18 protein-coding genes, 1 tRNA gene and 1 pseudogene are annotated in these 24,112 nt (G+C 60.8%); 8 read left to right on the top strand and 12 right to left on the bottom strand.

All coding sequences use genetic code 11. The features are described from left to right. Both LY631_RS18385 and LY631_RS18380 read left to right on the top strand, forming a co-directional pair. Positions 1-144, top strand: a pseudogene (locus LY631_RS18385) (autotransporter domain-containing protein); the annotation flags it as partial. Further along, positions 89-733 carry an autotransporter outer membrane beta-barrel domain-containing protein gene (locus LY631_RS18380; protein ID WP_338000449.1) on the top strand — a complete coding sequence of 215 codons (645 nt, stop codon included), beginning with the start codon at positions 89-91 and terminating at the stop codon, positions 731-733. The pseudogene LY631_RS18385 and the gene LY631_RS18380, both read left to right, overlap by 56 nt. Positions 734-1,111: 378 nt before the next feature. On the opposite strand, the gene LY631_RS18375 is transcribed toward LY631_RS18380, so the two are convergent. From LY631_RS18375 to LY631_RS18360, 4 genes are all read right to left on the bottom strand, one after another. Continuing rightward, the gene (locus LY631_RS18375; protein ID WP_274427043.1) at positions 1,112-1,558 is read right to left on the bottom strand and encodes a hypothetical protein; all 447 of its coding nucleotides are present in this window, start codon (positions 1,556-1,558) and stop codon (positions 1,112-1,114) included. A gap of 197 nt (positions 1,559-1,755) precedes the next feature. Beyond that, a complete protein-coding gene (trkA, locus tag LY631_RS18370; RefSeq protein WP_274427042.1) occupies positions 1,756-3,132 on the bottom strand; it encodes a Trk system potassium transporter TrkA in 1,377 nt (458 codons plus the stop codon). Between the two features lie 13 nt (positions 3,133-3,145). Beyond that, positions 3,146-4,507 (bottom strand): nitrogen assimilation response regulator NtrX, encoded by a 1,362-nt coding sequence (gene ntrX / locus LY631_RS18365; RefSeq protein ID WP_274427041.1) that lies wholly within the window; start codon positions 4,505-4,507, stop codon positions 3,146-3,148. Beyond that, positions 4,497-6,758, bottom strand: a complete 2,262-nt coding sequence (locus LY631_RS18360; protein ID WP_445082908.1) for an ATP-binding protein — start codon at positions 6,756-6,758, stop codon at positions 4,497-4,499. The genes ntrX and LY631_RS18360 overlap by 11 nt, the downstream gene beginning before the upstream one ends. Positions 6,759-7,278: 520 nt before the next feature. Between LY631_RS18360 and LY631_RS18355 the strand changes: the two genes are divergently transcribed. After that, positions 7,279-7,590: an autotransporter domain-containing protein gene (locus LY631_RS18355; protein WP_274427039.1), complete on the top strand. Its 312-nt coding sequence runs from the start codon at positions 7,279-7,281 to the stop codon at positions 7,588-7,590. A gap of 744 nt (positions 7,591-8,334) precedes the next feature. Next, positions 8,335-9,528, top strand: a complete 1,194-nt coding sequence (locus tag LY631_RS18350) for a GNAT family N-acetyltransferase (RefSeq protein ID WP_274427038.1) — start codon at positions 8,335-8,337, stop codon at positions 9,526-9,528. On the opposite strand, the gene LY631_RS18345 is transcribed toward LY631_RS18350, so the two are convergent. The 7 genes from LY631_RS18345 to LY631_RS18315 form a co-directional block, all read right to left on the bottom strand. Then, the gene (locus LY631_RS18345) at positions 9,525-9,857 is read right to left on the bottom strand and encodes a hypothetical protein (RefSeq protein ID WP_274427037.1); all 333 of its coding nucleotides are present in this window, start codon (positions 9,855-9,857) and stop codon (positions 9,525-9,527) included. The two genes, LY631_RS18350 and LY631_RS18345, sit on opposite strands and share 4 nt — an antisense overlap. 455 nt (positions 9,858-10,312) lie before the next feature. Next, entirely contained in the window at positions 10,313-11,116 is an 804-nt protein-coding gene (locus LY631_RS18340; RefSeq protein ID WP_274427036.1) for a hypothetical protein, read from the bottom strand. Continuing rightward, positions 11,113-12,414, bottom strand: a complete 1,302-nt coding sequence (locus LY631_RS18335) for an amidase family protein (protein WP_274427035.1) — start codon at positions 12,412-12,414, stop codon at positions 11,113-11,115. The genes LY631_RS18340 and LY631_RS18335 overlap by 4 nt, the downstream gene beginning before the upstream one ends. A gap of 9 nt (positions 12,415-12,423) precedes the next feature. Beyond that, entirely contained in the window at positions 12,424-14,898 is a 2,475-nt protein-coding gene (locus LY631_RS18330) for a glutamate synthase-related protein (RefSeq protein ID WP_274427034.1), read from the bottom strand. Positions 14,899-14,940: 42 nt separating this feature from the next. Further along, positions 14,941-16,128 carry a thiamine pyrophosphate-dependent enzyme gene (locus LY631_RS18325; RefSeq protein ID WP_274427033.1) on the bottom strand — a complete coding sequence of 396 codons (1,188 nt, stop codon included), beginning with the start codon at positions 16,126-16,128 and terminating at the stop codon, positions 14,941-14,943. After that, positions 16,062-16,670 carry a thiamine pyrophosphate-binding protein gene (locus LY631_RS18320; RefSeq protein WP_274427032.1) on the bottom strand — a complete coding sequence of 203 codons (609 nt, stop codon included), beginning with the start codon at positions 16,668-16,670 and terminating at the stop codon, positions 16,062-16,064. Before LY631_RS18320 ends, LY631_RS18325 begins: the two co-directional genes overlap by 67 nt. 163 nt (positions 16,671-16,833) lie before the next feature. Beyond that, complete coding sequence (locus tag LY631_RS18315) at positions 16,834-17,376, bottom strand: YgjV family protein (protein WP_274427031.1); 543 nt, start codon at positions 17,374-17,376, stop codon at positions 16,834-16,836. 177 nt (positions 17,377-17,553) lie between these two features. Here LY631_RS18315 and arsH point away from each other — a divergent pair, with 177 nt between their 5' ends. The 3 genes from arsH to LY631_RS18300 all read left to right on the top strand — a co-directional run bounded on the left by arsH (position 17,554) and on the right by LY631_RS18300 (position 20,178). After that, positions 17,554-18,285, top strand: a complete 732-nt coding sequence (gene arsH / locus LY631_RS18310; protein ID WP_274427030.1) for an arsenical resistance protein ArsH — start codon at positions 17,554-17,556, stop codon at positions 18,283-18,285. Positions 18,286-18,352: 67 nt separating this feature from the next. Further along, entirely contained in the window at positions 18,353-18,673 is a 321-nt protein-coding gene (locus LY631_RS18305) for an ArsR/SmtB family transcription factor (RefSeq protein WP_274427052.1), read from the top strand. A 248-nt stretch (positions 18,674-18,921) separates the two neighbouring features. Beyond that, positions 18,922-20,178, top strand: a complete 1,257-nt coding sequence (locus tag LY631_RS18300) for an MFS transporter (RefSeq protein WP_274427029.1) — start codon at positions 18,922-18,924, stop codon at positions 20,176-20,178. 93 nt (positions 20,179-20,271) lie between these two features. Here LY631_RS18300 and LY631_RS18295 read toward each other — a convergent pair. Beyond that, positions 20,272-20,348, bottom strand: a tRNA-His gene (locus LY631_RS18295). A gap of 436 nt (positions 20,349-20,784) precedes the next feature. Here LY631_RS18295 and LY631_RS18290 point away from each other — a divergent pair. Continuing rightward, on the top strand, positions 20,785-23,973 hold the full coding sequence (locus LY631_RS18290; protein WP_274427028.1) for a sensor histidine kinase: 3,189 nt from the start codon (positions 20,785-20,787) through the stop codon (positions 23,971-23,973). Positions 23,974-24,112 lie beyond the last annotated feature (139 nt).

The following is a 24,112-nucleotide window of genomic DNA, read 5'->3' as shown; positions in this document are numbered from 1 at the left end:
GGGCTCCTCGCCGGCTACGGCCATTCCTCCTTCGATGTCGACGACCGAGCCTCGTCCGGCTCGAGCGACAATTATCATCTCGGGTTTTATGGCGGCGGCCGGTGGGATGCGATCCGCTTGTCGGGTGGGCTCGCCTATACGTGGCACGACATCGGAACGGACCGGTCGGTTGCCTTCGGCGGCTTTTCCGACAGGCTTTCGGCCGNACCGGTCGGTTGCCTTCGGCGGCTTTTCCGACAGGCTTTCGGCCGACTACGACTCCGGCACTTTCCAGGCCTTCGGCGAAGCCGGCTACCGCATCGACACGGCCGTCGCGTCATTCGAGCCATTCGTCGGCCTGGCGCATGTGAGCCTGCACACCGACGGCTTTGCCGAGGACGGTGGCGCGGCGGCCCTTTCGGCGGGCAGCCAGACCACAAGCACTACCTTCACCACGCTCGGTGTCCATGCCTCCACGCAGCTCGACTTGGGCGGCACGAGCGCGAGGGTGCATGGTTCGCTCGGCTGGCGGCATGCCTTCGGCGATACGGTGCCGCTCGCCACGCAAGCCTTTGCCGGCGGCGAGGCCTTTACCGTTGCGGGCACGCCGATCGCCGAGGACGCGGCCGTCATCGAGGCCGGGCTCGATCTTGGCATCTCAGACAGCGCCAGTCTCGGGCTGAGCTACAGCGGCCAGATCGCAAGCGAGGTGCGGGAGCATGGGTTCAACGCCAGGCTCAGCGTGAGATTCTGAGCCGGGATTTCTATCATTGGGGGACCACTGCATCGACCATCCATTTCTCCGAAGTTGGCTAAGTCCAAGACCACGCTGACTCACGATCCCAGGCGGAAGCGGCGAAAGCGCTGCTCGTGAGTGCGACATAGGCGCAACATAGAGGGAAAAAAGCGTTTAAAATCAATGGCGGGTAGAGTTCTGCAAATCCTTGCACCCCGGTTCGATTCCGGGCGAGGCCTCCATATTTCCACCGAGCATTTGAGGCTGCCTGCCCTCATGGCCACAGCTCTCCTTTGGCGCACGGCACAGCGAAACGCCAATAGGAGCAAATCCCGAACTCCCCGTCAGCCGCAGCCGACGGGGTGACAGTTCAGATCACACCACGCCGATAGCTGGTCAGGCGGCGAAGCCGAAGAAGCGGCGGACGGCATACCTCCAGCCGGCCCGCGCCTCCTTTCTTGCTATATAGCGGCGCAGCGCACTGGCGACGACCGGACCGGTCATCCTGCCGAGGTAATGGCAATCGCACAGGAGACGGTGAGCATCGGAGTCGTTGATTCCAAAGAAATCCGACGCGTCGCCCAGCCCGTCACTCTTCAAACCTTCGTCGCGCAGAGTCTGGTCTTCGTAAGCGATGGTCAGCGGCGTGTTGCTATCCCGGTAGGCTCTGCGGTCGGCGGGAGTAAGGTATTCGATCTCCCTGAGCGCGTTGAGCGGACCGCCATGGGCGTCGAGAAGCGCGGCCCAACGCTCGATGCGTTCGCGCTGGGACATCTTCTGTTGTTCCGGTGCTGGATAGGCTGTTGCGATAGCGGCAATTTCTTGCGGGCTTTGGTGCTTCATGACTACCTCCCTGCGATGAACAAACAGGTTTACAGATGAGGAGGTAGAGCGCGATTCTCGCTTCGACAGACGCTCACGAGAACTCACAGCGATCACAAATTGTATCATCGCCCGAATCGGTCGAAGCGAGGCGCAGTCCGCTGAATCACCATGCTTTGCCCGGCACATGAAAGGACCGGGACAACTTTCGAAGAAGCTTAGAAAAACTCCAGGCTCACCCGGAAAAGCTGCTCCACCTGCCGCACCGCGCTTTCCATGGCGAAAATAACAACGCGGTCCTTTGGCTTGATTCGCAGAGAGCCACTCGGCTTGATCACCTTACCCTCGCGATACACCGCGCCGACACGCATGCCGTCCGGCAGGCCCTGTTCGCCGAGCGGCGGGCCGACGAGTGGCGATGTTTCCAGCGCCTCGGCCTCGATGATCTCCGCCGCGCCGCGCTGGATGTTATGAACACCGCGAATGCGACCGCGGCGCACATGCTGAAGAACCCGCGAAATGGTCACTGCGCGCGGATTGACGTGGGCGTCGATCCCCAGCGTGTTGGCGAACTCGTGATAGGTTGGGTTGTTGATCAGCACCAGGTTGGATTTGCATCCCAGACGCTTGGCGATCACGCTCGAAAGAATATTGACCTGATCGTCATTGGTCAGCGCCACCATCAGGTCGGCGTGGGCGATATCGGCCTCCAGCAGAAGCTTCTGCTCCAGCGCGCTGCCGTGCAAGACCACGGTCCGGTGAAGCTGGTCGGCAACGCTGACGGCGCGCGTCCGATCGCTCTCGATCAGCTTGATGCGAGCGCTGCTCTGCTTGCGCTCCATGGCACGGGCGACGTAAAGGCCGATATTCCCACCGCCGGCAATGACGATCCGCGTCGCTTCCGTTTCCTCGTGACCGAACAGGCCGAGCGTGCGCCGCACCTGCTCGCGCGTGGTAACGACATAGGCCAGATCGCCGGCCATGAGCTGGTCGGCCGAGCGCGGGATGAAGAGCGAGCCGTTGCGCGAGACACCGACCACGGTCGACGGCAGGTCGGGGAAAAGCTCCGTGAGCTGCGCCAGCGGCGTGTTGATCACCGGGCATTCTTCCAGACACTCGATGGCCACCATCGCCACTTGCCCATCGGCAAACGAGACGACATCCGTCGCCCCCGGCAGGGCAATGCGCCTGAGCACCATCTCACCCACCTCGAGCTCCGGCGAGATGATCACATCGATCGGCAGGTGATCGCGCGAAAAAAGGTCCATATAGCGCGATTGCAGGTAGGACTGCGCGCGGATACGGGCGATCTTGGTGGGCACGTTGAAGAGCGAGTGCGCCACCTGGCAGGCCACCATGTTGATTTCGTCATAGAGCGTGACGGCAATGATCATGTCCGCTTCCTGAGCGCCTGCCTCGGCCATAATGCTGGGATGCGCGCCGTGGCCGACAAAGCCGCGCACGTCGAGCGTGTCGCGCACATTGCGGATCAGGTCCGGCGAGGTGTCGATGACCGACACATCGTTGCGCTCCGCCGCCAGGCGTTCCGCGATACCGTAGCCCACCTGGCCGGCACCGCAAATTATGACCTTCATGACGTACTCCGCCTTACATGCCCAGCGACTTCAGCTTTCGGTGAAGTGCGGAGCGTTCCATACCGATGAACTCGGCCGTGCGCGAGATATTGCCGCCGAACCGGTTAATCTGCGCCAAAAGATATTCCTTTTCGAACATCTCCCGCGCCTCGCGCAGAGGCAGTGCCATGATGTGCTGATCCGACTGATTCGGCACGCGCGGCATGACGTCGCCGATCTCGGACGGGAGGAGGTCCGCCGTGATCAGCCGATCCTCCTCCTCGCCGCGCGTGAGGATCAGCAGGCGCTCGATGTTGTTGCGCAGCTGGCGCACATTCCCCGGCCAGTCATGCGCCTGGAGCACGGCCATGGCATCCTCGCCCAGCCGGCGCGGCCTGATGCCGACCTGCGCGGCGATCTGCGCCATAAAGTGCTCCACAAGAAGGGGGATGTCCTCACGGCGCTCGGCGAGCGCGGGAACGTGGATGGGCACCACGGCCAACCGGTGGAACAGGTCCTCCCGGAAGCGCCCGTCCGCGATCATGCTCTCCAGATTGCGCGCCGTTGAGGAGATAATGCGGACATCCACCTTGACGCGCTTTGAGCCGCCGACACGCTCGAACTGCTGGTCGACGAGCACGCGCAGGATCTTCGCCTGGGTTTCGAGTGGCATGTCGGCCACCTCATCCAGATAGAGCGTGCCGCCATGCGCCTGCTCCAGCGCGCCGACCTTGCGTTCGCTGCCGTTAGACTCGGTTCCGAAGAGCTCTATTTCCATGCGCTCCGGCGTGATTGAAGCGGCATTCACGGAAACGAACGGGCCGCCGCTGCGCACCGAATGGGCGTGGATGGCGCGCGCGACCAGCTCCTTGCCGCAACCGGACGGCCCGATCAGCATGACCCGGCTGTTGCTTGCAGCGACCCGGTCGATCGCCTGGTGCAGATTGTTGATGGCCGTGGACGTGCCGATCAGATCGAAGCTCTCGCCGCTGCGCCGGCGCAGGTCCGAGACTTCGCGCTTGAGCCGTGACGTCTCGAGCGCCCGCTCGCAGATCAGCACCATGCGGTCGGCCTTGAACGGCTTTTCGATGAAATCGTAGGCGCCTCGCTTGATGGCGGAAACGGCGGTCTCGATCGTACCGTGACCGGAGATCATCACGACCGGCAGATCCGGGTGAATCTCCTTGATTTTGTCGAGCAGGGTCAAGCCGTCGAGCGTAGAACCCTGCAGCCAGATGTCGAGCAATACCAAGCTCGGGAGACGATCGGTGATCGCCGCCAGAGCGGAATCGCTGTCGCCCGCCGTGCGCGCTTCATGCCCCTCATCGTCCAGAATGCCCGCGACCAATTCACGGATGTCTTCCTCGTCATCGACAACCAGAATGTCAGACGCCATTGTTGACCTTTTCCGTTCCTGTGGGTTTGCCCGCCCCTGCCCTTTCATTGCCATCCGCCGCCAATCCCGGCAGAATCATGCGGATCATAGCCCCTTTTCCATTGTGAAAATCGGCCGGTGCGTCATGCAGCTCCAGCCGGCCCCCATGGTCCTCGATAATCTTTCTCACGATAGCCAGCCCCAGCCCGGTGCCTTTTTCGCGAGTTGTCATGTACGGCTCCAGGAGGCGCTGCCGGTTTTCCCGTGGCAGGCCCTTGCCATTATCCATGATGCAGATTTCGATTTCGCGACCACTATATGCGGCCTGGACCCGGATATAGCCGTGATAATTTTCCGTATCGCGCGCGCGCGCATCAATCGCCTCGGCAGCATTCTTGATCACGTTCCCAAATGCCTGGCTCATGAGCCGGGTGTCGAAGCGGCCGACCAACGGCACCTTACCAAGCGCCATTTCCACCGATGTGTCCGGGCGGCTGACGTCCACCAGGAACGCGGCCTCCCGCAGCGGCTCGCGCAGATCCAGTTCGCGGATATCCGGCTTGGGCATGCGCGCGAAGGCGGAGAACTCATCCACCATGCGGCCGATATCGCCCACCTGGCGGATGATCGTGTCCGTGCACTGGTCGAAGACCTCGCGGTCTTCCGTAATTACCTTGCCGTAGCGCCGCCGGATCCGCTCTGCCGAAAGCTGGATCGGTGTCAGTGGATTCTTGATCTCGTGGGCGATGCGCCGCGCCACATCCGCCCAAGCCGAAGTACGCTGTGCCTGCACGAGATCGGTGATATCGTCAACCGTCACCACATAGGAGTGGTCTTCAGCTTCGCCCCCTTCCTCCGTGGTGATCTGAACGTTGAAGGTCCGCTCGGCACCCATCCTGTAGAAGGTCACCTGATCCCGGTAAACCGGCCGCCCGGAGCTGCGTCCCTGCTCGAATACCCTTCCGATCTGGGGCAGAACCGTCGAAAGATTCTTGCCTACCGTCTCCGACGCGGAAATGGAAAGCATGGTCTCCGCCGAACGGTTGACGATGGAGACCGTGCCTTCTGCATCGACGCCGATCACGCCCGCGGTAACACCCGACAGGACAGCCTCGGTGAAGCGCCGGCGCTCATCGATGACGTCTCGCGCCGATATCAGCTCGTCGCGTTGCGTCTTGAGCTGGAACGTCATCTTGTTGAACGTGTCGCCGAGCGAGGCCACGTCGCCGTCGGAGGTGCGCACGGGCACCGCCACGTCCAGATTGCCGATGGAGACAGCCCCGGCCGCGCCGATCAACTGGCGAATGGGCCGCACCAGCCGGTCAGCGACGGCAATGCCGGTCCAGATCGCCGCCAGCACGATGGCAAGCGTCACGACAAGGTAAAGCAGCGCGAAGGCGACCTGCGTGTTGGTCCGGTTTGCTTCCAGCGCGCGGTATTCCCCGGTGTTCGACGCGACGATGCGTTGTGCTTTGATCACTTCCGAATCGAGTTCGCGCAGCGTGTAAAGGAAGGCGTCGGGAATTTCACGCAATCGAATCAGTGCACCGATCAGGTTGCCGGGCGGGATGTCGAAAAGCACCGGCCTACCTTCGGCAGCACTCTCCATCGCGCCATCGGGTGGCGCCGGGATCTGCACGGAATCCAGCATGTCCGCTGCCATGATAACGGACTGATCGTCCCTTAGCAGAACCGCATGATCGAGTCCCCGGCCGCTCGTTTGCTGCGTCAACAGCTGGCGAAAGCCGTTACGGTCGAGGCTGTAGAGGGTGCGCGACCGATCGAGATCGATCGCCATAGAAAGCGTCGTGCCCTGCAAGTTGCTGGCGTTCTCCCGCACATAGGCTTCCGCGATGGACATCGAAGACTGGACGATGGCCCGTGTGCGCAGTTCAAACCAGCGGTCGAGGCCGAGATCGAGCGTGATGGAGGCAATGACGGCAACGAGAATGGCCGGAATCGCCGCAACCAGCGAAAACATCGCGACGATGCGCACATGCAGCCTTGCCGCGGCCTTCCCGCCCTTGCGCGCGGCGTAAATCCGATGCGCCTCACGGGCGATAAGCGCCAGAAGCACAAGCACGAAGGCCGCGTTCACACCGATCAGCGCGAGAGTCGTGCCTGCATCGGGCGTTAACGGGGTCAGGCCCAACAGAACGGCAAAGGAAACCACGGCCGTCAGCAACGCCCCCGCCGTGGCGATGATGCCCGGCAACGCCATTAGACGCCGATTGTCATTCGGCGCAGACTGGTAAACCGCTTCTTCAGCCATAGTGGCGTGCGAACTCATAAATGGGCCCGGATTATGTCCGAGTGGCAGCGCGTGGCAGATATGCAACGCAATGTGGCAGGATTGCAACTAGCCGGCTTCATTCCTTGCCTTTACACAGGCGTGAGGCATCATTCAATCGGCGCATGCCTGATCTTCGCGCCCTGCGTGCGGCGCAAGCGACCGATATACTTACGAGCTGCCCCTTTCAGGACGGTGGTAACCGGTAAGAGCGGCACGAGCGCCCCGCCGCTTCCGGAGAACCATTCTCCATCCGAAGTGCAGTGGAGCATATCAGAGATCTGTTCCGTGACCGTGGGCTTGGCACGAACGCTCAGGCATGGATCCCAGGATAAAGTCCTGGGGTGACGGCCGAGGGAACGGCTCCGCTAAGCACCAACCTTCGAGATTAGCGCCGCCATCCCCGCCTTCGTCATACCACGGCTCGACCTTGGTATCCATGCCTGAGCGGAGACGAAACGCGCCGGCGCTTCCGGATAAGCACCCGGTGCGGGGATAAAAAATGGCGCCTCAGACATTTTCTCGGCAGATAACCCGTTGTTTTTACTTGATATCAGAAAAAGTTGGGANGCATGGCACGCTCGGCTGGCGGCACGCCTTCGGCGACACGACTCCGCTGTCGACACACGCCTTTGCCGGTGGTGATACCTTCACCGTCGCCGGCGTTCCAATCGCCGAGGATGCCGCCATAATCGAGGCTGGGCTCGATCTTGGTGTTGCCGAGAACGCCACGCTCGGCGTCTCCTACAGCGGGCAGATCGGAGACGGCGCACAGCAGCACGGGGCGAATTCCAGCCTGAGCATCCGCTTCTGACCCTAAACAATGGCCCTGCCAGAGCAGACGGATATTCACAAGTTATGCGGAACGTGACGGGGAACATGTAGCGCATTTCCGTACAATCCCCGTACGGCCCGGCCCCGTTATGTTCCGGCCGAGACGGTGACATCACTGCTCTAAACGCATAAGCCTTACGGATTATGCGACCAGCCGATCGGCTCTCTTTCCCGGACGCTGAAGGTCGTTCAGCATCGGCGTCCGACACTTACGACGCCCACGAACGCAAATGGAAAGCCTCAACATCATGCAGTGCACCCACCGGGGCGGGATGGAACAGATCTCACTGCGTCTGATGCAGGCGTTAATGGAGCGTGGTCATCGTTGTAGAAATCTTTCCTTGAACCCGCTTGGTCCTCTGCATCCGTTGCGGGATGCAACGGCATCTCGGCAGCCGGATTGCTACGCCCTTGGGTTCCAAAGCTGGCCGAGAGCGTGTCGTGACGCCCACCGCATTGCAAAGGAAATGAAAGTATTGTTGGCTGGTGGTGTCAGCAAGTCCGCTCGACGATTTTGACCAGGTAGCACCTCAATCAGACCCTGCATCGCTACGGCTTACATCATTGGTAACGTCCTCGCGTTTCTTGCGAAAAAAGGTGCTGCTGGGGTGCGGTTTTACGTTTTATGCAGGTTCATTAGCCTATACGACGCGCAGGGCCGGCCGCGTCTTCAGCGCATTTCGTGAACTCGTGGTCGCGCCGAGTGGTGAATGAGGGCCGGCCGGTGATTTTTGAACAGTGGGAAAGCGCGGCATCCGACGGCGATGACGACCCCCACGATGTGCCAGGCCAGACCACGATGGCGGATATTGAATTGTCCGTGGCTCACGATTTTGAGGACGTCCGGGAGTCGTGGCGGCAGCTTCAGCGCTCCGCCGTTCTGACGCCTTTCCAGTCGCTCGAGTGGGCCGAAGCCTGGTATGAGACCATCGGCAGGAAGCGGGGCTTCAACCTCAGGATTGTCACGGCTGAGAAAGCAGGCCGCGTCGTCCTGCTTCTCCCGCTGGTCATTTCGACAAACCGGCGCTTGAAGCGGCTTACCTGGATTGCGGGACAATGGAACGACTACAACGTACCCGTTATCGATGTATCCGAATACGCAAGATTTTCTCACCTATCGGCTGCCGAGTTCTGGCGAGAAGTTGGACGTCTCGTCCCGGAGGCTGATTTGTTCTGCCTGCCGAAACAGCCGCGGGAGTTCGGAGGCCGCCGGAACCCGTTTGTCCTCCCCGGCTGTTTGGAAACCGACAGCGCACATGCAATTGCCCTCGACTGCACATGGGAGGATTTTCAGGAACGATGCAGCAAGTCTTCCAGACGGCGCGTTCGGAAGAAGCAAAATCAGCTCTCGCGAAAGGGCAAAGTGGATTACCGCCTCGTCGAGGGCGCTGCAGAACGCCGACAAGCCGTCGGGCTGATCCTTAAATGGAAATCCGATCAACTCGAAGCACGGGGCGCGCGCAATCCCTTCGAGGACCGGGAGTTTAGTGATTTTCTCCAGAACCTTGCGGAGCATTGGCTTAATCTGCAGGTTCATCTTCTTATGCTGGATGGAAGCCCGATCGCGGGCGTTCTCGCGCTCGCAGAAGAGCGGTCCAGCATCATCTATCAGATGTGCTTCGATCCTGCGCACGAGCGGCAGTCACCAGGGCGCCTGCTTCTCGAGGAGATGATGCACAAGCATATCCAGGACGGCAAAGCTGTTTTGGATTTCGGATACGGTGACGAGCCGTACAAGGTGAAGCTGACGGACAAGCGGATGCCGTTATACCGCGGTCTGCGCGGATTTGGACTGTCAGGAAGGGTGGCCTGTTTCGCAGAGAAGCAAAAACTTCAGGTGGAACGTTTCATCAAATCCAGGCGCCGCCTGCTGCAACTCTATTACACGATGCGCGCCCGACCTAGCTCGATATCCTAAGGTGCGCGCGGCAGGCTGATCATCGCGACGGCGATGATCGCCAGGATAAGTCCCGCGCCCTGAAGCGGCCCAACGCGTTCCCCAAAGATAAAAAGCGCAACCAGATTGACCGCCAGAAGCTGAACGACGGCGGAAAGGCTCAGGGCTATGCCCATGCCGACATCCCTAATGAGCCGAAGCATAATCAGGTTTCCCACTGTATAGAGCCCCAGCGTGAGGGTGAGCCAAGCCAGGCTGTTATTGGAAAGTGCCCAAATCTTGGCTGCGCTTGCCGCAGCAATGAACATCACGGTCGATGATATCAGGAAGGCCACATTGATCGGTGTCATGCACTTCGTCCGTTTACCGCTCGGCCACGAAATTGGCGGTCCGATCTCCCAAACACGCCGGGATATCCTGTTGGTTCCAACAGGCTGACAGGCTCCATCGAGCCGTAGAAAAATTCGAACAAACCCGCACCCGGATATTTGTGCATAAGCGGCGTTTCGCGGCAACCCTGGATAACATTGAACGAGAAGGAACGGAGACCCCTACCAGTCCATACCGGCGAAATGGGGGAGCCGCCGCCGGCTCCGGCACAGCGCCTTTCGGACGCGACCGGAGTAGCTCATGGGTCACTCGCGCGGTTCGGTTCGCAGCGGGTGACCCATGACCCCGCCGTTCATCGACAGCCGCGCTTTGCGGTGACGAGGTAGCCGGTCCTCCCGCCCCCCGGGCCGGCTCAGCCCCGGGATCCCGTTCGCTCCGTGGGCGGGGTCCCGGGTGCATTCCAACGTCCGAACCTTCAGGACGCAATGGAACCATTTCGCTGCCGGTGACGCGCCATGCCGGTCATCAATGCTGTTGCAACCAAGGAAGCGCAGAGCGCAACTGCAAAAGCGGCCGCCGGCGATAGCTCGCGCAAGGTGATTGCGAGCACGAATGTGAAGACAGCGAGGCTTGAGACACCCACCAGGCCAGCATGGGTTGTTCGCCCGGCCACCGCGCCGCCGTGATCTAAATGCAGCGACAGTGCGACGACGGAAAAGCCGATGGGAAAGGCCAAAAGCAGGCCGGAAACCGACGAGCCGAGAATAGGGGCAAAAAGAGTGACGATCCCGACAAGCAGCCCGGCAGCTACGCCGCGCAGGATGAGCAGTGACCAGCGTGTCCCCGCGGTCTTTGGCTGGGCGGGATCGAGAAAACGCCGGCCAAAGCTGTGCAGCCCAAAGGTCACGGCAGTAAACAAGAGCGCACCCACGACTGGAAAATGCGGTATGCGGCTTAATGGAAGCGCGACCACGGACCAAGCCAGCAGTGAAAACAGAATTGCGGCCAGCGGCCCTTTCCGCGCGCTCGCTCCATAAGCCGCGAGAAAGACCTGTGTGGCCGAAAGCGAAAACAACGAGCCCGTGGCTGCCCGCGCGGCAAACTCCGGCGTGTGGTCGTGCAGAAGGAAGTAGAAACCCGGAGCGAGGATGATCGGGAGTCCCGCCAGAATACCGCCGATAGCAGGGCCCAGGCGCACGGCAGCCCATGCTATGAAGATCACGATCGAGGCGGTTGCCACCGCACGGACTGCAAACTCGGCGATCACACCATCCGTCATGATCGCAGGATGCGCTCCGCCCGCCGGGCCGCATCCAGAACCTGCCAGTCGCGTCCGGCATCGGCAAAGAGCATCAGCCCGGTGGCGAGTGTCTCGTCGCCTTGCATCGGGATCGTGGCCGCGCAGCCATCCAGGAAGTTGATCGCGGAGGGATTGCGCAGCATGAGACCGTTCAGCCGATCGAAATCGGCCTCCACATCGGCGGTGAGCGGGGCAACCACCGGCAGGGTGGGTACGGCAAAAACGTCGAAGTTCTTGGCCTGTTCCGCAAATTCCAAGACTGCCCGCGCGCGCTTGGCCCGCGCCTTTTTCTCATCCCCCGCAGTAAACGTTTGAGCCGCGCGAATGCGCTTGAGAACGCGCGGGTCGCCGAGAGTTTCCAGCTTGTCCAGATGGTTCTCGTGGATGCGGTGAGCGTCGCAGGCGACGATAATCCGGTTGACCTCAGCGAATCCGTCAAGGCCGGAGAAATCCACCTCCGCAATTTCGAAGTCGCCATCGCCGAGTTGGGAAAGCGCCCGTTCGAAATCACGGCTGACCTGCTCGTCAAGCCCTTCAAGGAGCGGTCCGCGCATCACGCCGATGCGCAGCGTCTTCCTCTGTGCCACCTGCGGCTCGCTGCCCGACAGAATGGAATGCACGGCCGCGCACGCCTCAATCGAATGCGCCAGCGGGCCGATGCTGTCATAAGTCCCGGAAAGCGGGAACGCACCATCGAGCGGAACCGCAGACTGCGTTGGCTTGAATCCAGCCAGCCCGTTCAGCGCTGCCGGGATACGCACCGAACCGCCCGTATCCGAGCCGAGCGCCACATCGGCAATACCGAGCGCCACCGTCAGCGCCCCGCCGGATGTCGACCCGCCGGTAATGCGCTTTCCATCGCGGCTGTTGCCTGGGTTGCCGAAATGCGGATTGAGACCAACGCCCGAATAGGCAAACTCTGACATAGTGGTGCGCCCGCAGGCAATCGCACCGGCGTGCTTGAGCCGGCTCACCGGCTCTGCGTCCGCCTCGGCTGCTGGCGACTCGGCCAGAACTTTCGAGCCGGCCGTCGTGACGATTCCCGCCTCGTCGAAAAGGTCCTTGATCGAGACGAGGAGACCGGCGAGCGGCCCCTGGTCCTTGAACTTGTCCAGGGCGGCGGCGTTGGCTGCGATCCGGCCTGCGTCGAATTGCGTGAAGATGGTTTCTAGCGTTGCCGCATCAATTTCAAGGGCACGTGCGATTGCGGTGCGGGCGCGATCGGCCGCACGAAAGGAAATGCGGCCTGAAGACGAATGGAGTGGCGAAAAACGCATGGGTGAACCTCACGCAACGACCGGAAGTGGCTTCGTCTCATAGACGTGTTCGATTCGGCGGCCCAGCCGATCGTCCACCATCTCCATTCGGAAAAACCGCGATGGACGGACGCCGCCCGAAATGACCGGGAAAGTCCCGCACATCATCGCGGTCCCTGCCTCAAATCGCGCACCGCCTCGCGCCGTGGGTGCTTTCGAGATCAGTTCGGGCAAAGGAAGGATGCCTGCCAATGTCCCCTCCTGGTAGGGCGTCCAGGACTCATGGTCAGACTCCCGCACGGAGGACCGGATGGCAATCTCGTCCAGATGACCTTCGACTTCGTGGAACGCCCAGAGCGTGGGGGCGACAGGCTTGCCGCAGACCTGCTTCGAGAGCGCGACGGAATGCGCTTCCAGATCGCGATCCGTGTGATCGGAACCAAGACCCAGGAACAGCCGCTCGCCATTGTCGATCAACACGGGCTCGGCTTCACCTGAACCCGTGTTGCCCACCGTTTCGAGCAATGGACCGGTAGAGAACAGATTCGCCGCCACGCGGTAGTAAAGCGGTACGCTGCTTGGCGGTTTGACGCCGATCTCTTCAAGCTCTGCAATGTGATGCGCGACGGCGTCGGCGTTACGACCCGTCCACCCGGCTACGATGCCGTGCCGAAGCTCAATGGAAACGGCGCCGTGTCCGGCAACTTCAAAATTGATCCTGTGGGTCATGATCACCTGGTCGGGAAACAGAAGCTTCACCCCTGCGGGCGAAAGACGCGCTTGGGGGTAAAGCTTTTTCGACCGGTGATCAATAGAATCTGGCCGGAGGCTGTACGGGTTGGTTCGGTGCCCATGTGTCGGCCTCTGTTCAGCGCTGCACTCCGAGAGATTGCCTCCGATGTTCTTCGCCGACAGCGCGGGAGATGGCGAAGGTGTCGGGGTTGGCAGCGTTCCACCAGAGTGCGTAGGGCGTTTCCTCCGGCGCGTCGATAAGCTGGTTTTTAAAACGAAGGGGTAAATCTGGTCCGCCGTACGTGCGGCAGTTGGACTGACGCGGTGGAAGAGATGGTGCGGCTCCAGATCGTGAATATGCTTTACGCCCGCCGCACTGGCCACCTGTTGTGCCTTTTCCTTGACCACCAGACCGCGCTGGCGTCCGAGATCCTGCGTCGCCACCCCCGTGGGACATGTACCCGTGTGGCAGCGCATGGATTGTATGCAGCCCAGCGAGAACATGAAGACGCGTGCGGCGTTGGTCCAGTCTGCGCCGAGCGCGATCGAATGGGCGATGCCGGAGCCTGAATGAACTTTTCCGCTCGCACCGAGCCTGATTCGGTCTTTCAAACCGGCGCCAATCAGCGCATTGCGCACGACGACGAGCCCGTCATTGAGCGGCAGGCCCACATGGTTGGACAACTCGATGGGGGCTGCACCCGTACCGCCTTCAGCGCCATCCACGACGATGAAATCGACATAGATCTGCGAGGCAAGCATCGCCTTGATGACGGCAAAGACCTCGTGCGGATGGCCGACGCACAGCTTGATGCCCACGGGCTTCCCGCCCGACATTTCGCGGAGCCTGGCGACGAATTCGAGCATCTCCCGCGGAGTCGAGAAGGTCGAATGAGCCGCCGGAGAGACGCAATCCTGACCCTCCGGTACCTTGCGCGTTTCAGCGATTTCACGCGTGACCTTCGCTCCCGGCAGAACGCCGCCGTGGCCCGGCTTGGCACCCTGGCTGAGCTTGATTTCGATCATCTTGACCTGATCGGCCTGTGCGCCTTCCTTGAAACGCTCAGGATCGAAATTGCCTCGGTTGTCGCGGCAGCCGAAATATCCTGAGCCAAGTTCCCAGATCAGGTCGCCGCCCTTGCGGTGGTAGGGGCTGATCGAACCCTCGCCCGTGTCGTGGGCGAAATTACCGATGCGCGCACCGGCATTCAGTGATTCGATCGCGCGCGCCGAAAGCGAGCCGAAGCTCATTGCGGAGATGTTCAGGATCGAGGAATCGTAAGGCTGCTTGCAATCCGGGCCGCCGATGGTGACCCGGGGGTCCTCCGTTGCCGGCTCCACCGGGGCGATGGAATGCGTGATCCACCGGAACTCGCTAGAATAAACGTCAAGCTCTGTGCCGAAAGGGTGATCGTCCTCCTGGTTGCGCGCTCTCTCATAGACGAGGTTGCGCTGATCCTGGTTGAATGGGCGGCCCTCTTGGCCGCCTTCCACAATGTAGGAGCGCAGAAAGGGGCGGAGGGTACGAAAAAAGTAGCGTGCCCAGCCGGCGCCGGGATAATTTCGCAAGATTGCATAGCGCTCCTGAAACACATCGTGAGCAGAGACCGCGAGCACGATAAGGCACACGAGGAGACCCCAAAGCCAGACAAGATTCTCGAACGCCGCAATGATGAAGACGATAGCGAGCACGAAAGCCGTAATCGGCACTATAGCGCGCCGTATGCCGGAAAGGCCGCCGAAGGAGGCCACTATGTTCTCGGCGTCTCTCATGGAATGCACTTCCCTGTTTGGCTGCGTCGCGGTAGCACCGTGTTACAGATCACGAAGGTATTTCACGTTGGCCTTCATCTGCTTGAGAACCTCGGCCCCGCGACCGGTCATCACCATTTTTGCCTCGCTGAGCGTGTAGCTTCCGAGTTGCTCCAGGCTTGTGTGCGGGGGCATGGCGACCGCGTAGCGGTCCGTCTTCACATCCATCAGTACCGGCCCGTCATGTGCCATGGCTTCCTTGATCGCACCGTCCACCTTGCCGGGATCCTCGACGGTTATGCCCTTTATGCCGCAAGCCTCCGCGACGCGGGCGAAATCGGGATTGTAAAGCTCTGTCTGGAAATTTGGTACACCGGCGAGTTGCATCTCGATCTCAACCATGCCGAGCGTGCCGTTGTTAAAGACCACAGCTTTCACCGGCAGCTTATACTGGCCGATGGTGATCAGATCACCGAGAAGCATTGAGATACCGCCATCGCCGCACATGGCGATTGTCTGGCGTCCACCCCCCGCAAGCGCCGCGCCGATTGCCTGAGGCATGGCGCTTGCCATCGAGCCGTGGGAGTAGGAACCCATGAGCGTGCGCTTGCCCGTGCTTTTCAGGTGCCTGGCGGCCCACACCGTGGTCATACCCGTATCGGTGGAGACGATCGCGTCATCGTCGGCATGGCGATTAACGGCACTCGCCAGATAATCCGGGCTGATCGCGCCGGGCTTGCCGTGGTCGTGCTCGTGGCGTTCCAACTCAGCGAGATCGCTGCGGTAGACTTGTAGGCGCTCCTGGAGAAAGCTGTCGTCGGTACGCTCCTTGATACGCGGAAGAAGGGCTTCAAGCGTCGCGCGCACATCGCCGGTCAATCCGAGTTCGACATGGGTTCGCCGGCCGAGCCGCTCGCCGTGGGTGAGAACCTGGGCCACCCTGGCATCGGTCTGGATGAATTCCGTCCAGGGAAAATCCGTCCCCAAGAGCAGCAGGGCGTCGCATTCGGTGATGGCGTCGGCACATCCTTTGCCGCCGATGAAGCCCGTCATGCCGACACCATGCGGGTTGTCGTGCTCGAGGGCCATTTTCCCCTTCAACGTCCAGCCCACGGGCGCTTTCAGCTTGTCGGCCAGGGACAGCACGAGTTCATGGGCGCCGGTGCAGCCGATACCGCCATAGATCATGGGGCGTTCGGCACCCGACAGAAGTTCCGCCAGCTTGTCCAGATCCGCGTCCGTCGGGCGCATGACCGTTTCCGGCAGATACGTAGGTGATACGATCGCCTCGCTCGGCAGCGTTTCCGGCAACAGGTCGCCGCCATACCCGAACACGCCGACGCCCTTCGGCTCACGGCATGCTGAATAGCCTGTTGCAGCATACGCGGCGCCTGGAGCGGCGTCTGGGCGAGCTGGTTATACCAGCTGCATCCGTCGAACATACGCAGATCGGTTTCCTGGAAGGACTCCATTCCGTAATCCGCGCGGCTGATGGTCGACGGCAGTGCGATGACCGGCGCACCCCAGCGATGCGCGTCATAGAGGCCGTTGATCAGGTGCACGTGCCCCGGACCCGAACTGCCGGCGCAACATCCCAGCCCGCCGAGCACGCCTTCGGCCATTGCCGCGTAGGCCCCAGCCTCTTCGTGGCGAACGTGAATCCATTGAATGCGCCCGTCCCGGCGCAAAGCGTCGTTCAGGAGGTTGAGGCTGTCACCCGTGACGCCGTAGAGTCTCTTGACCCCGGCTTCTGCCAGCATATCGACGATGGTTTCGGCGATCGTCCGCGACATTGCCCCTCCAAATATTGATACAATATAAGACGATACTTGATTGGCACTGGCAAATTTTTACCAGGGAAGAGGAAATCGTCCGTTAACGATCTGAAATTGTGCGAAGGTTTGGGGAACGAGAATGACAGTTATTGTGCGGGTCTTTGCATGTAATTCACGACCGTCATGCCGGATTTTTTTGAGTCCGGCCTCTGTCGGCGCGGCGGTCCTGGATGAGCCGGACGATCGTAACCACATTCGTGAAGAAGATGAGAATTTCGGCGATCATTGCACCTGCCGACCCGCTGATCGCATTGGCCGCGACCCAGCACAGCGCTGCGACGGCCAGGACACAGCGCATGGGAACGCCGCGCAGCATGAACATGGCCACGGTACCTAATACGCCTGCGGCTAGCGGAACAATATCGACAATTTCTTCCCAAGTTGCCCAGGCTACGAGCACATTGGCGATCAGCATGGCCGACATGACGATCCAGTTGCCTTCCATGCGGCGCGCCAGGGTAATCCGCACGATGATGAGCGCCGAAATGCCGGCGGCCACCCACGCCTCGAAAAGTGCAAACTGCACCGCGAATGCCACATTGGCGAAAATCAGGATGAACAGCAGTCGATCGTCCCGCTTGCTGGCAAAGGCGACGATGCAAAGGACAAGGGCGATTAGGCCGACGAGTTGGCCCGCCGCGGCGCGCGTGAAAAGTTCAACCATAGGCGGTCAATGACTTTGTGCCGATGCGAAGTCAAGCACGAGGAGCCTGCCTCAAATACCTCAAAATTCGATTTTCGTCGAAATAGCCTTGACGGTTAAATCGTCCGCTGGTAGATCAATATTCGAATATTCTAGAAATATGGCTAGATGCAAACCGAGTTGACAGGAGATGTCAGAATGAAGGACGATGCGCGCCCACTTGATACCTTACCCAACTTAGACGAAGAGCGGTTTCGCGAGATCGATTCCGGCTCCTTGTTCGATGTGCGGCCCTCGGCTCATCCACCGCGTATCCTGATGCTCTATGGCTCCCTGCGCGAACGTTCTTATTCGCGGCTGGCAACAGAGGAGGCCGCGCGCATTCTGCGCCGCTTGGGGGCGGAGGTGCGCATTTTCAGCCCCGCTGGATTGCCTTTGCCGGATTCAGTCTCGGCCGACCACCCGAAGGTGCAGGAATTGCGCGAGCTTTCCATGTGGTCGGAAGGGCAGGTATGGTGCTCGCCGGAGCGTCACGGCTCTATGACCGGCATCATGAAAGCCCAGATCGACTGGCTGCCTCTCTCACTAGGCGGAATGAGGCCGACCCAGGGGCGCACACTCGCCGTCACGCAGGTTTGCGGTGGTTCGCAAAGCTTCAACGCGGTCAATCAACTGCGGGTGCTCGGCCGATGGATGCGCATGTTTACCATTCCGAACCAGTCCTCGGTGCCGAAGGCGTTTGCTGAGTTCGACGAGGCCGGGCGCATGAAGCCGTCGCCCTTCTACAACCGCATCGTCGATGTGATGGAAGAGCTGGTGAAGTTTACATTGCTTCTGCGCGACCGCGCCGATTATCTCACCGACCGCTATTCCGAGCGTGTGGAGAGCGCCGAGGAAGTGGCCAAGCGAGTCAATCAGAGGGCGCAGTGAGCGTAATTTCGAGATTATTCGAAGTTAGATTGACGTGCTGTCACCCATCCCGTACCTTGCCGCCATGATGGATCATGAACAAGCCGCTGCTCAGCTCGAAGCTCTTGGCAATCCGACCCGCCTGAAGATTTATCGCATTCTGGTGCGTGCGGGGGCGGAGGGCATGGCCGTGGGGAAAGTGCAGGAAAAGCTCGACATCCCTGCCTCCACCCTTTCTCATCATTGCAAGCGTCTTGTTGACACTGGCCTGGTGACGCAGGAGCGGCATTCAACGACTCTGATTTGCCGCGCCAATTTTCCCAGGATGCAGGTACTGATCGGCTATCTGGCGGACGAATGCTGTGCGGATGGAAGCTGCCCGCCGCTTTCACAACAAGCCGAGCGGTGATGCTCTTTTTTTACCGGACTGTTTCCAATGGACTAGAAGGATAGAAAAATGGTTGTCGAGAAGCCGGACAAGCCTGAACCGCGCGAGGCGGCATGCTGTGGCGGGCCAAGCCCGGCACACGTTGATGCCTGTTGCGCCAGAGACGCCGAAGCGAAGGCCCGGGGCAAGGAAGGGTGCGGATGCGGTGATAAAACTGTATCCCGAGAGCAGGAGACGGAGAGTTCTACTTCTTGCTGCCGGGATGGGGCGTGACGGCAACTTCGGCGGAGAACGGTTCTCCCTACCCGGAATCGGGTACTGCCTGGATGATCACCGCCTTGGGGGTAGCGCAGATCTGCTCATGGGGCTCTCTCTATTATAGTTTTCCCTTGATGGCCGAGGCCATGCGCGCCGATCTCGGCTGGTCCAAGCCCGAGATTTATGGCGCGGCGACGCTCGGTATGGCGCTGGCGGGATTGGCTGCCTATCCCGTCGGCGCTGCCATCGATCGCGGACGCGGCCGCACCATCATGAGCCTGGCTTCCGTTGGAGCCGGACTGCTGCTCCTCGCCTGGTCGCAGGTATCGAACATCGTGCTGTTTTATGTGGTGCTCGCCGGACTCGGCTGCCTGCAGGCGGCGACGCTCTATGAGCCTGCGTTTGCCGTCATCACCCGGCGAGTGGGCGCACATCGCGCGCGCAAGGGTATCACGGCGCTGACATTGTGGGGTGGGTTCGCGTCCACAGTTTTCATCCCGCTCATCCAATTCCTCATCGAAGGTTACGGATGGCGCGGCGCACTGATGGTGCTTGGCGGCGTCAACATCGTCATCTGCGGCAGTTTGTACTTCCTGGCCATCGATCCAACCAAAGATTATCTCCACCCGTCGCTACAGGAGCATGGCATCCAGCCTCTGGCGGGGCGTGAGGCTATCTCCTGGGCGATCAAGCGCCCGGTCTTCTGGGCATTGATCCTTGCCTTCGTCTCCTATGCGGCGGCTTTTTCCACGCTCACCTTCCACCTCTACCCGCTGCTTCTCGAGCGCGGACTGAAGGCCGCGGATGTGGTCATCATCATCGCGGTCATCGGACCTGCACAGGTGGCGGGGCGTATTCTGATTTGGGTCTTCGCGCCCCATGCGCCGGTTCGGGCCGTAGGATCCATGATCGTGATCGTCTTTCCGCTGGCGGTGCTTGGCTTCGCCCTAGCCCCGCCGCACATCCTCACGATTGCCGCAATCGCAGCCTGCTATGGCGCCGCAAACGGCATGATCACCATCGTGCGCGGCCTCGCCGTTCCGGAGATGGTGAGCCGGGAAGCCTATGGCGCGATCAATGGCGTCCTCATTGCACCCATGAACGTCATGCAGGCCGCGTCGCCGCTGGCGGCAGCGTGGCTCTGGTCCGTCACCGGCGGCTACGATGCTGTTCTGATTGGCGTGGGTGTCGGCGCCATACTCGTGTGCATCGGTTTTTGGACGGCCACGATACTGGCGCACAGGAATGCTCGCGCATCGCTCCAATAGACCCGGCCATATGAATAGCTGGCCTCCAAAGTGTCACCCATCTCGTCGGAAAGAAGTGTAACCCATGGGGTCCGGAATGGAACCGAAGGGAAATGGTACGGTTGGGTGGATTCGAACCACCGACCTCAGGAGCCACAATCCTGCGCTCTAACCAACTGAGCTACAACCGCATGGACGTTGTTCATCCGCCGCGTCATTACGGACAATTGGGCTCATTTTCAAGAGCAATGCGTACACGCGGCGAAAATTAGACGTCATCGTCGGAAAAAAGAAAAGACCGGGGGAGGGACCCGGTCTTTTCAGCAGGAGGCCGGTAGGAGGAGGGAGGAGCCGGCCCCTGTTCTTAACGAACGCGACGCATATAGGCCGACAAAGGAAACGATGCAGCGCGACCGTTCGCCTCAGTCTGATATTTCCTGTAAGGAGAATTCACCAGAACCGTTGTGCGGATCGTTTTGTGCCGGAAAACCACCTGGGGGCCCGGGTTCGACATTAACCAAGGAAAAGAATCGCTCTGTGTGCAAATCCGGGGTTTATGGACGTGCGCTTGACGTGCTCTTATTAACGGGTGGTTAATCCATGCTCACGGGGCACGTTTCTAACTCAATGGCGTCGGCATCTTACTCCTTCCTTGACATAGCTGTCCTTGACGCGGTGCGTGAACGTTTCGCCGCCGGCGAAGCGCTCGGCATTGTGTCGACCAATCTCACGGAGATTCTCTGGGCCAATGGCGCCGGCGCGCGGTGGCTTGGCTATGCTGATATTGAGGCTGCCATTGGCAATGCCCCCCGCCTCCCTGCGGTGGCGCTGCGTCAGATTGCGGCGACACACGGCTTTCCGCATATTGGAAACGACAGGCACATCGCCCTGCGTGTGACTAGTGGCTTGAAGAGCCGGATTGTCGATCTGCAGGCGAGCACCATCGTGCTACCCCGGGGGGAAGAGGCGCTTCTTTTGGCTCTCAAGCCGGAGGCAGAATCCCGCAGCCGTGTGGTGGAGGGTTTTTCGCAGCCAGGCCACTTCGCCGCCCTGATCGATCTCGAAGGTAAGGCGGTGACAGCCACCGAAGGATTCGATGCCCTCGGCATCAGCGGTGCTACGCTCAAAGGCCTTATTCTGGATGTCGGCAGCGTGGCGGACCGTCTCGTCAAACGACATATCAAGGGAAAGCGCAGCTTTCCCGCGGGTATGGCCCGGCTTTCGGACGATCCGGCGCTGCATTTGCTCGTGGTCGTGGATGAGGGCGAAGCGGAAACCGTGGTCGAAGAGCCGGCGAACGCAACGCCCGAGCCGCCCCCGGTCGTGCGGGACGAGCTTGAACCGGTAACCGAGGATGGCAAGGAGGATGCGGATCCCATTGTCGAATCCGCCCCGGAGCCGAAAGATGCTCCGGAGCGCATGCAAACGGAAACGAGGCCAGAGCCCGCGCCGAATACGATCCGCTTTACCTGGCGCACGGATGCTGAGGGACGCTTCACGGCCATTTCACCGGCTTTCGTCGAGGCAATGGGTGAGGAGACCGGAAACGTCGTGGGTCAGACATTCCGCGAGGTTTCCAAGGCGTTCGATCTCGATCCGGAAGGCGCTATCGCGCAGCAAATGGGACGACGGGACACCTGGTCCGGCCTTACGGTGACGTGGCCGCTTTCCGGCAGCGATTTCAAGGTGCCAGTTGATCTCGCCGCCTTGCCCGCGTATGGGCGCGGACGGATTTTCGAGGGCTTTCGCGGCTTCGGGATTGCCCGTCTCGGCGAGGCACGGATCGAAACGCCCGCGCAGCGTCGCGAGCAAAAACAGGTTGAAGGCACCGTGTCTGACGCCATGCCGCTTCAGTCCGATCCCAAGCCTGCTGCATCGGGCGAAGGCCTTGAGCCGGAAGACAGTTCCCACGCTGAAACCAAGCCGGATCCCTTCATGGGGGAGGAACCGGCATTGCGGATTTCGGAAAGCCCCAACCGGCGTATCGGCGATAAGGTCATTCACCTTGCTGAACATCGGGAGGTTGTTCGTGAAACCGGGTTGACGGTCAGCGAGCGGACAGCTTTCCGCGAGATCGGGGAACGCCTGCGCCGTGCCAATCAAGCGCTGGCGGATCGCTTGGAACAAGAGAAAGACACGGAAACTCAGGAAAGGGAGGAAACGTCGGAGCCGACCGAGGCGTTGCCGACGCCTGATGTCGAGGAGTCGAATAGCGCGGAAGGGCCTGCAAACCGTAACGATCTGCTGGACGCAGACCAGGAAGAAAGGCTTCTTCCGGACGAGCGGCCCGAGCAGGATCAAGAAACCCCCGTAGCCCCGTCGGAAGCTCCCGCTGCCGAGACGGAGGTGGATACGAGCCTGCTTGCAAGATTGCCTCTGCCCATCCTCATCCATTCGGGCGACCGGCTCCATTACGCCAATCGCGAGCTTTTGCGGTTCACCGGGTACGCAGATCTTGCTGCGCTGGAAGAGGCAGGAGGCATCGGCGCGCTCTTCGACGAGCGCGAGGAAGCGCCCTCCGAGGAGAACGCCCCGGAAGCGTTGCGCCTGCGCACTGCTCAAGGGGAGAGCTTACCGGTTGAAGCACATCTTCAGTCGATCCCGTGGGAGGGCCGGACCGCCCTGATGCTTGCCCTTCACGCGCTGCCGGATAACGCTTCCGCGGAAGGAAGTTCGGCGCCAGGGACCGTTGAGGCGCTCAATGCTCGCCTTGGCGAAATGCGCGCCATCATCGATACGGCGACCGACGGCATTGCCGTCATCGAGGGCGATGGTACGATCCGCTCCATCAATCGGCCCGCTGAGGCGCTCTTCGGCTTCGATGCTGATCACGTGATAGGAAAGCCGTTTACGTCCCTCTTCGCCATCGAAAGCCAGCGTACCGTCCAGGATTACCTCACTGCACTCGCGGACAATGGCGTGGCGAGCGTCCTAAACGATGGCCGGCAGGTTATTGGGCGTGAAGCGCAGGGCGGCTTCATCCCGCTTTTCATCACGATTGGTCGCCTTCCCGACAGCGGCGGGTTTTGCGCCGTTCTGCGCGACGTCACGTCCTGGAAGCGCGCCGAGGAGGAACTGACCCAGGCCCGGGCGCAGGCCGAACACGCCTCGGCGCAGAAAAGCGAATTTCTCGCACGTGTCAGCCATGAGATCCGCACACCGCTAAACGCAATCATCGGATTTTCCGAACTGATGATCGATGAGAAGTTCGGTCCGATCGGCAACGACCGGTACCGCGACTATCTGCGCGACATCAACCGCTCGGGAAATCACGTTCTCGACCTGGTCAACGACCTGCTGGATATTTCCAAGATTGAGGCCGGGCAGCAGGAGATGCGCTATGAGGCGGTTTCGCTCAACGAGACCCTGGGCCAGGTTGTCGCCATGATGCAGCCACAGGCAAACGGCGAGCGCGTCATCATTCGCTCCAGCTTTGCCTCCCGCCTGCCGGAGGTCGTCGCCGATCACCGCACGGTGCGCCAGATCGCGTTCAACCTGCTGTCGAACGCGGTCCGGTATACGCCCGCGGGTGGGCAGATAATCGTATCCACCGCCTACAGCACAGACGGTTCGGTCACCCTGCGCGTGCGGGACACGGGTGTGGGCATGAATTCCGCCGAACTCGATGAAGCTCTCAAGCCCTTCAAGCAAATCAACGCCTTGCGGCGCAAGCCGGGCGGCGGAACCGGGCTCGGCCTGCCGCTGACACGGGCGATGGTCGAGGCAAACCGGGCACAGTTTTACATCTCATCGAACCCGGGCGAGGGCACGCTGGTGGAGGTGACCTTCCCGCCGACGCGGGTGCTGGCGGATTAGAATAAACTTGACAGTCACAGTTTAGAATAATTCTAAACTGCTGATTTTGTTGAATATTACCTTGACCAGCCCGTTGGTTTCCATCATGAGGAGTCTACGGGCGGCTTACCTTCCGCGCGAGTTTCAACCTTACCTGGGA

The organism is Chelativorans sp. YIM 93263 (assembly GCF_028767125.1).
GTDB lineage: Bacteria > Pseudomonadota > Alphaproteobacteria > Rhizobiales > Rhizobiaceae > Chelativorans.
This window is presented reverse-complemented; position numbering and strand designations above follow the sequence as displayed.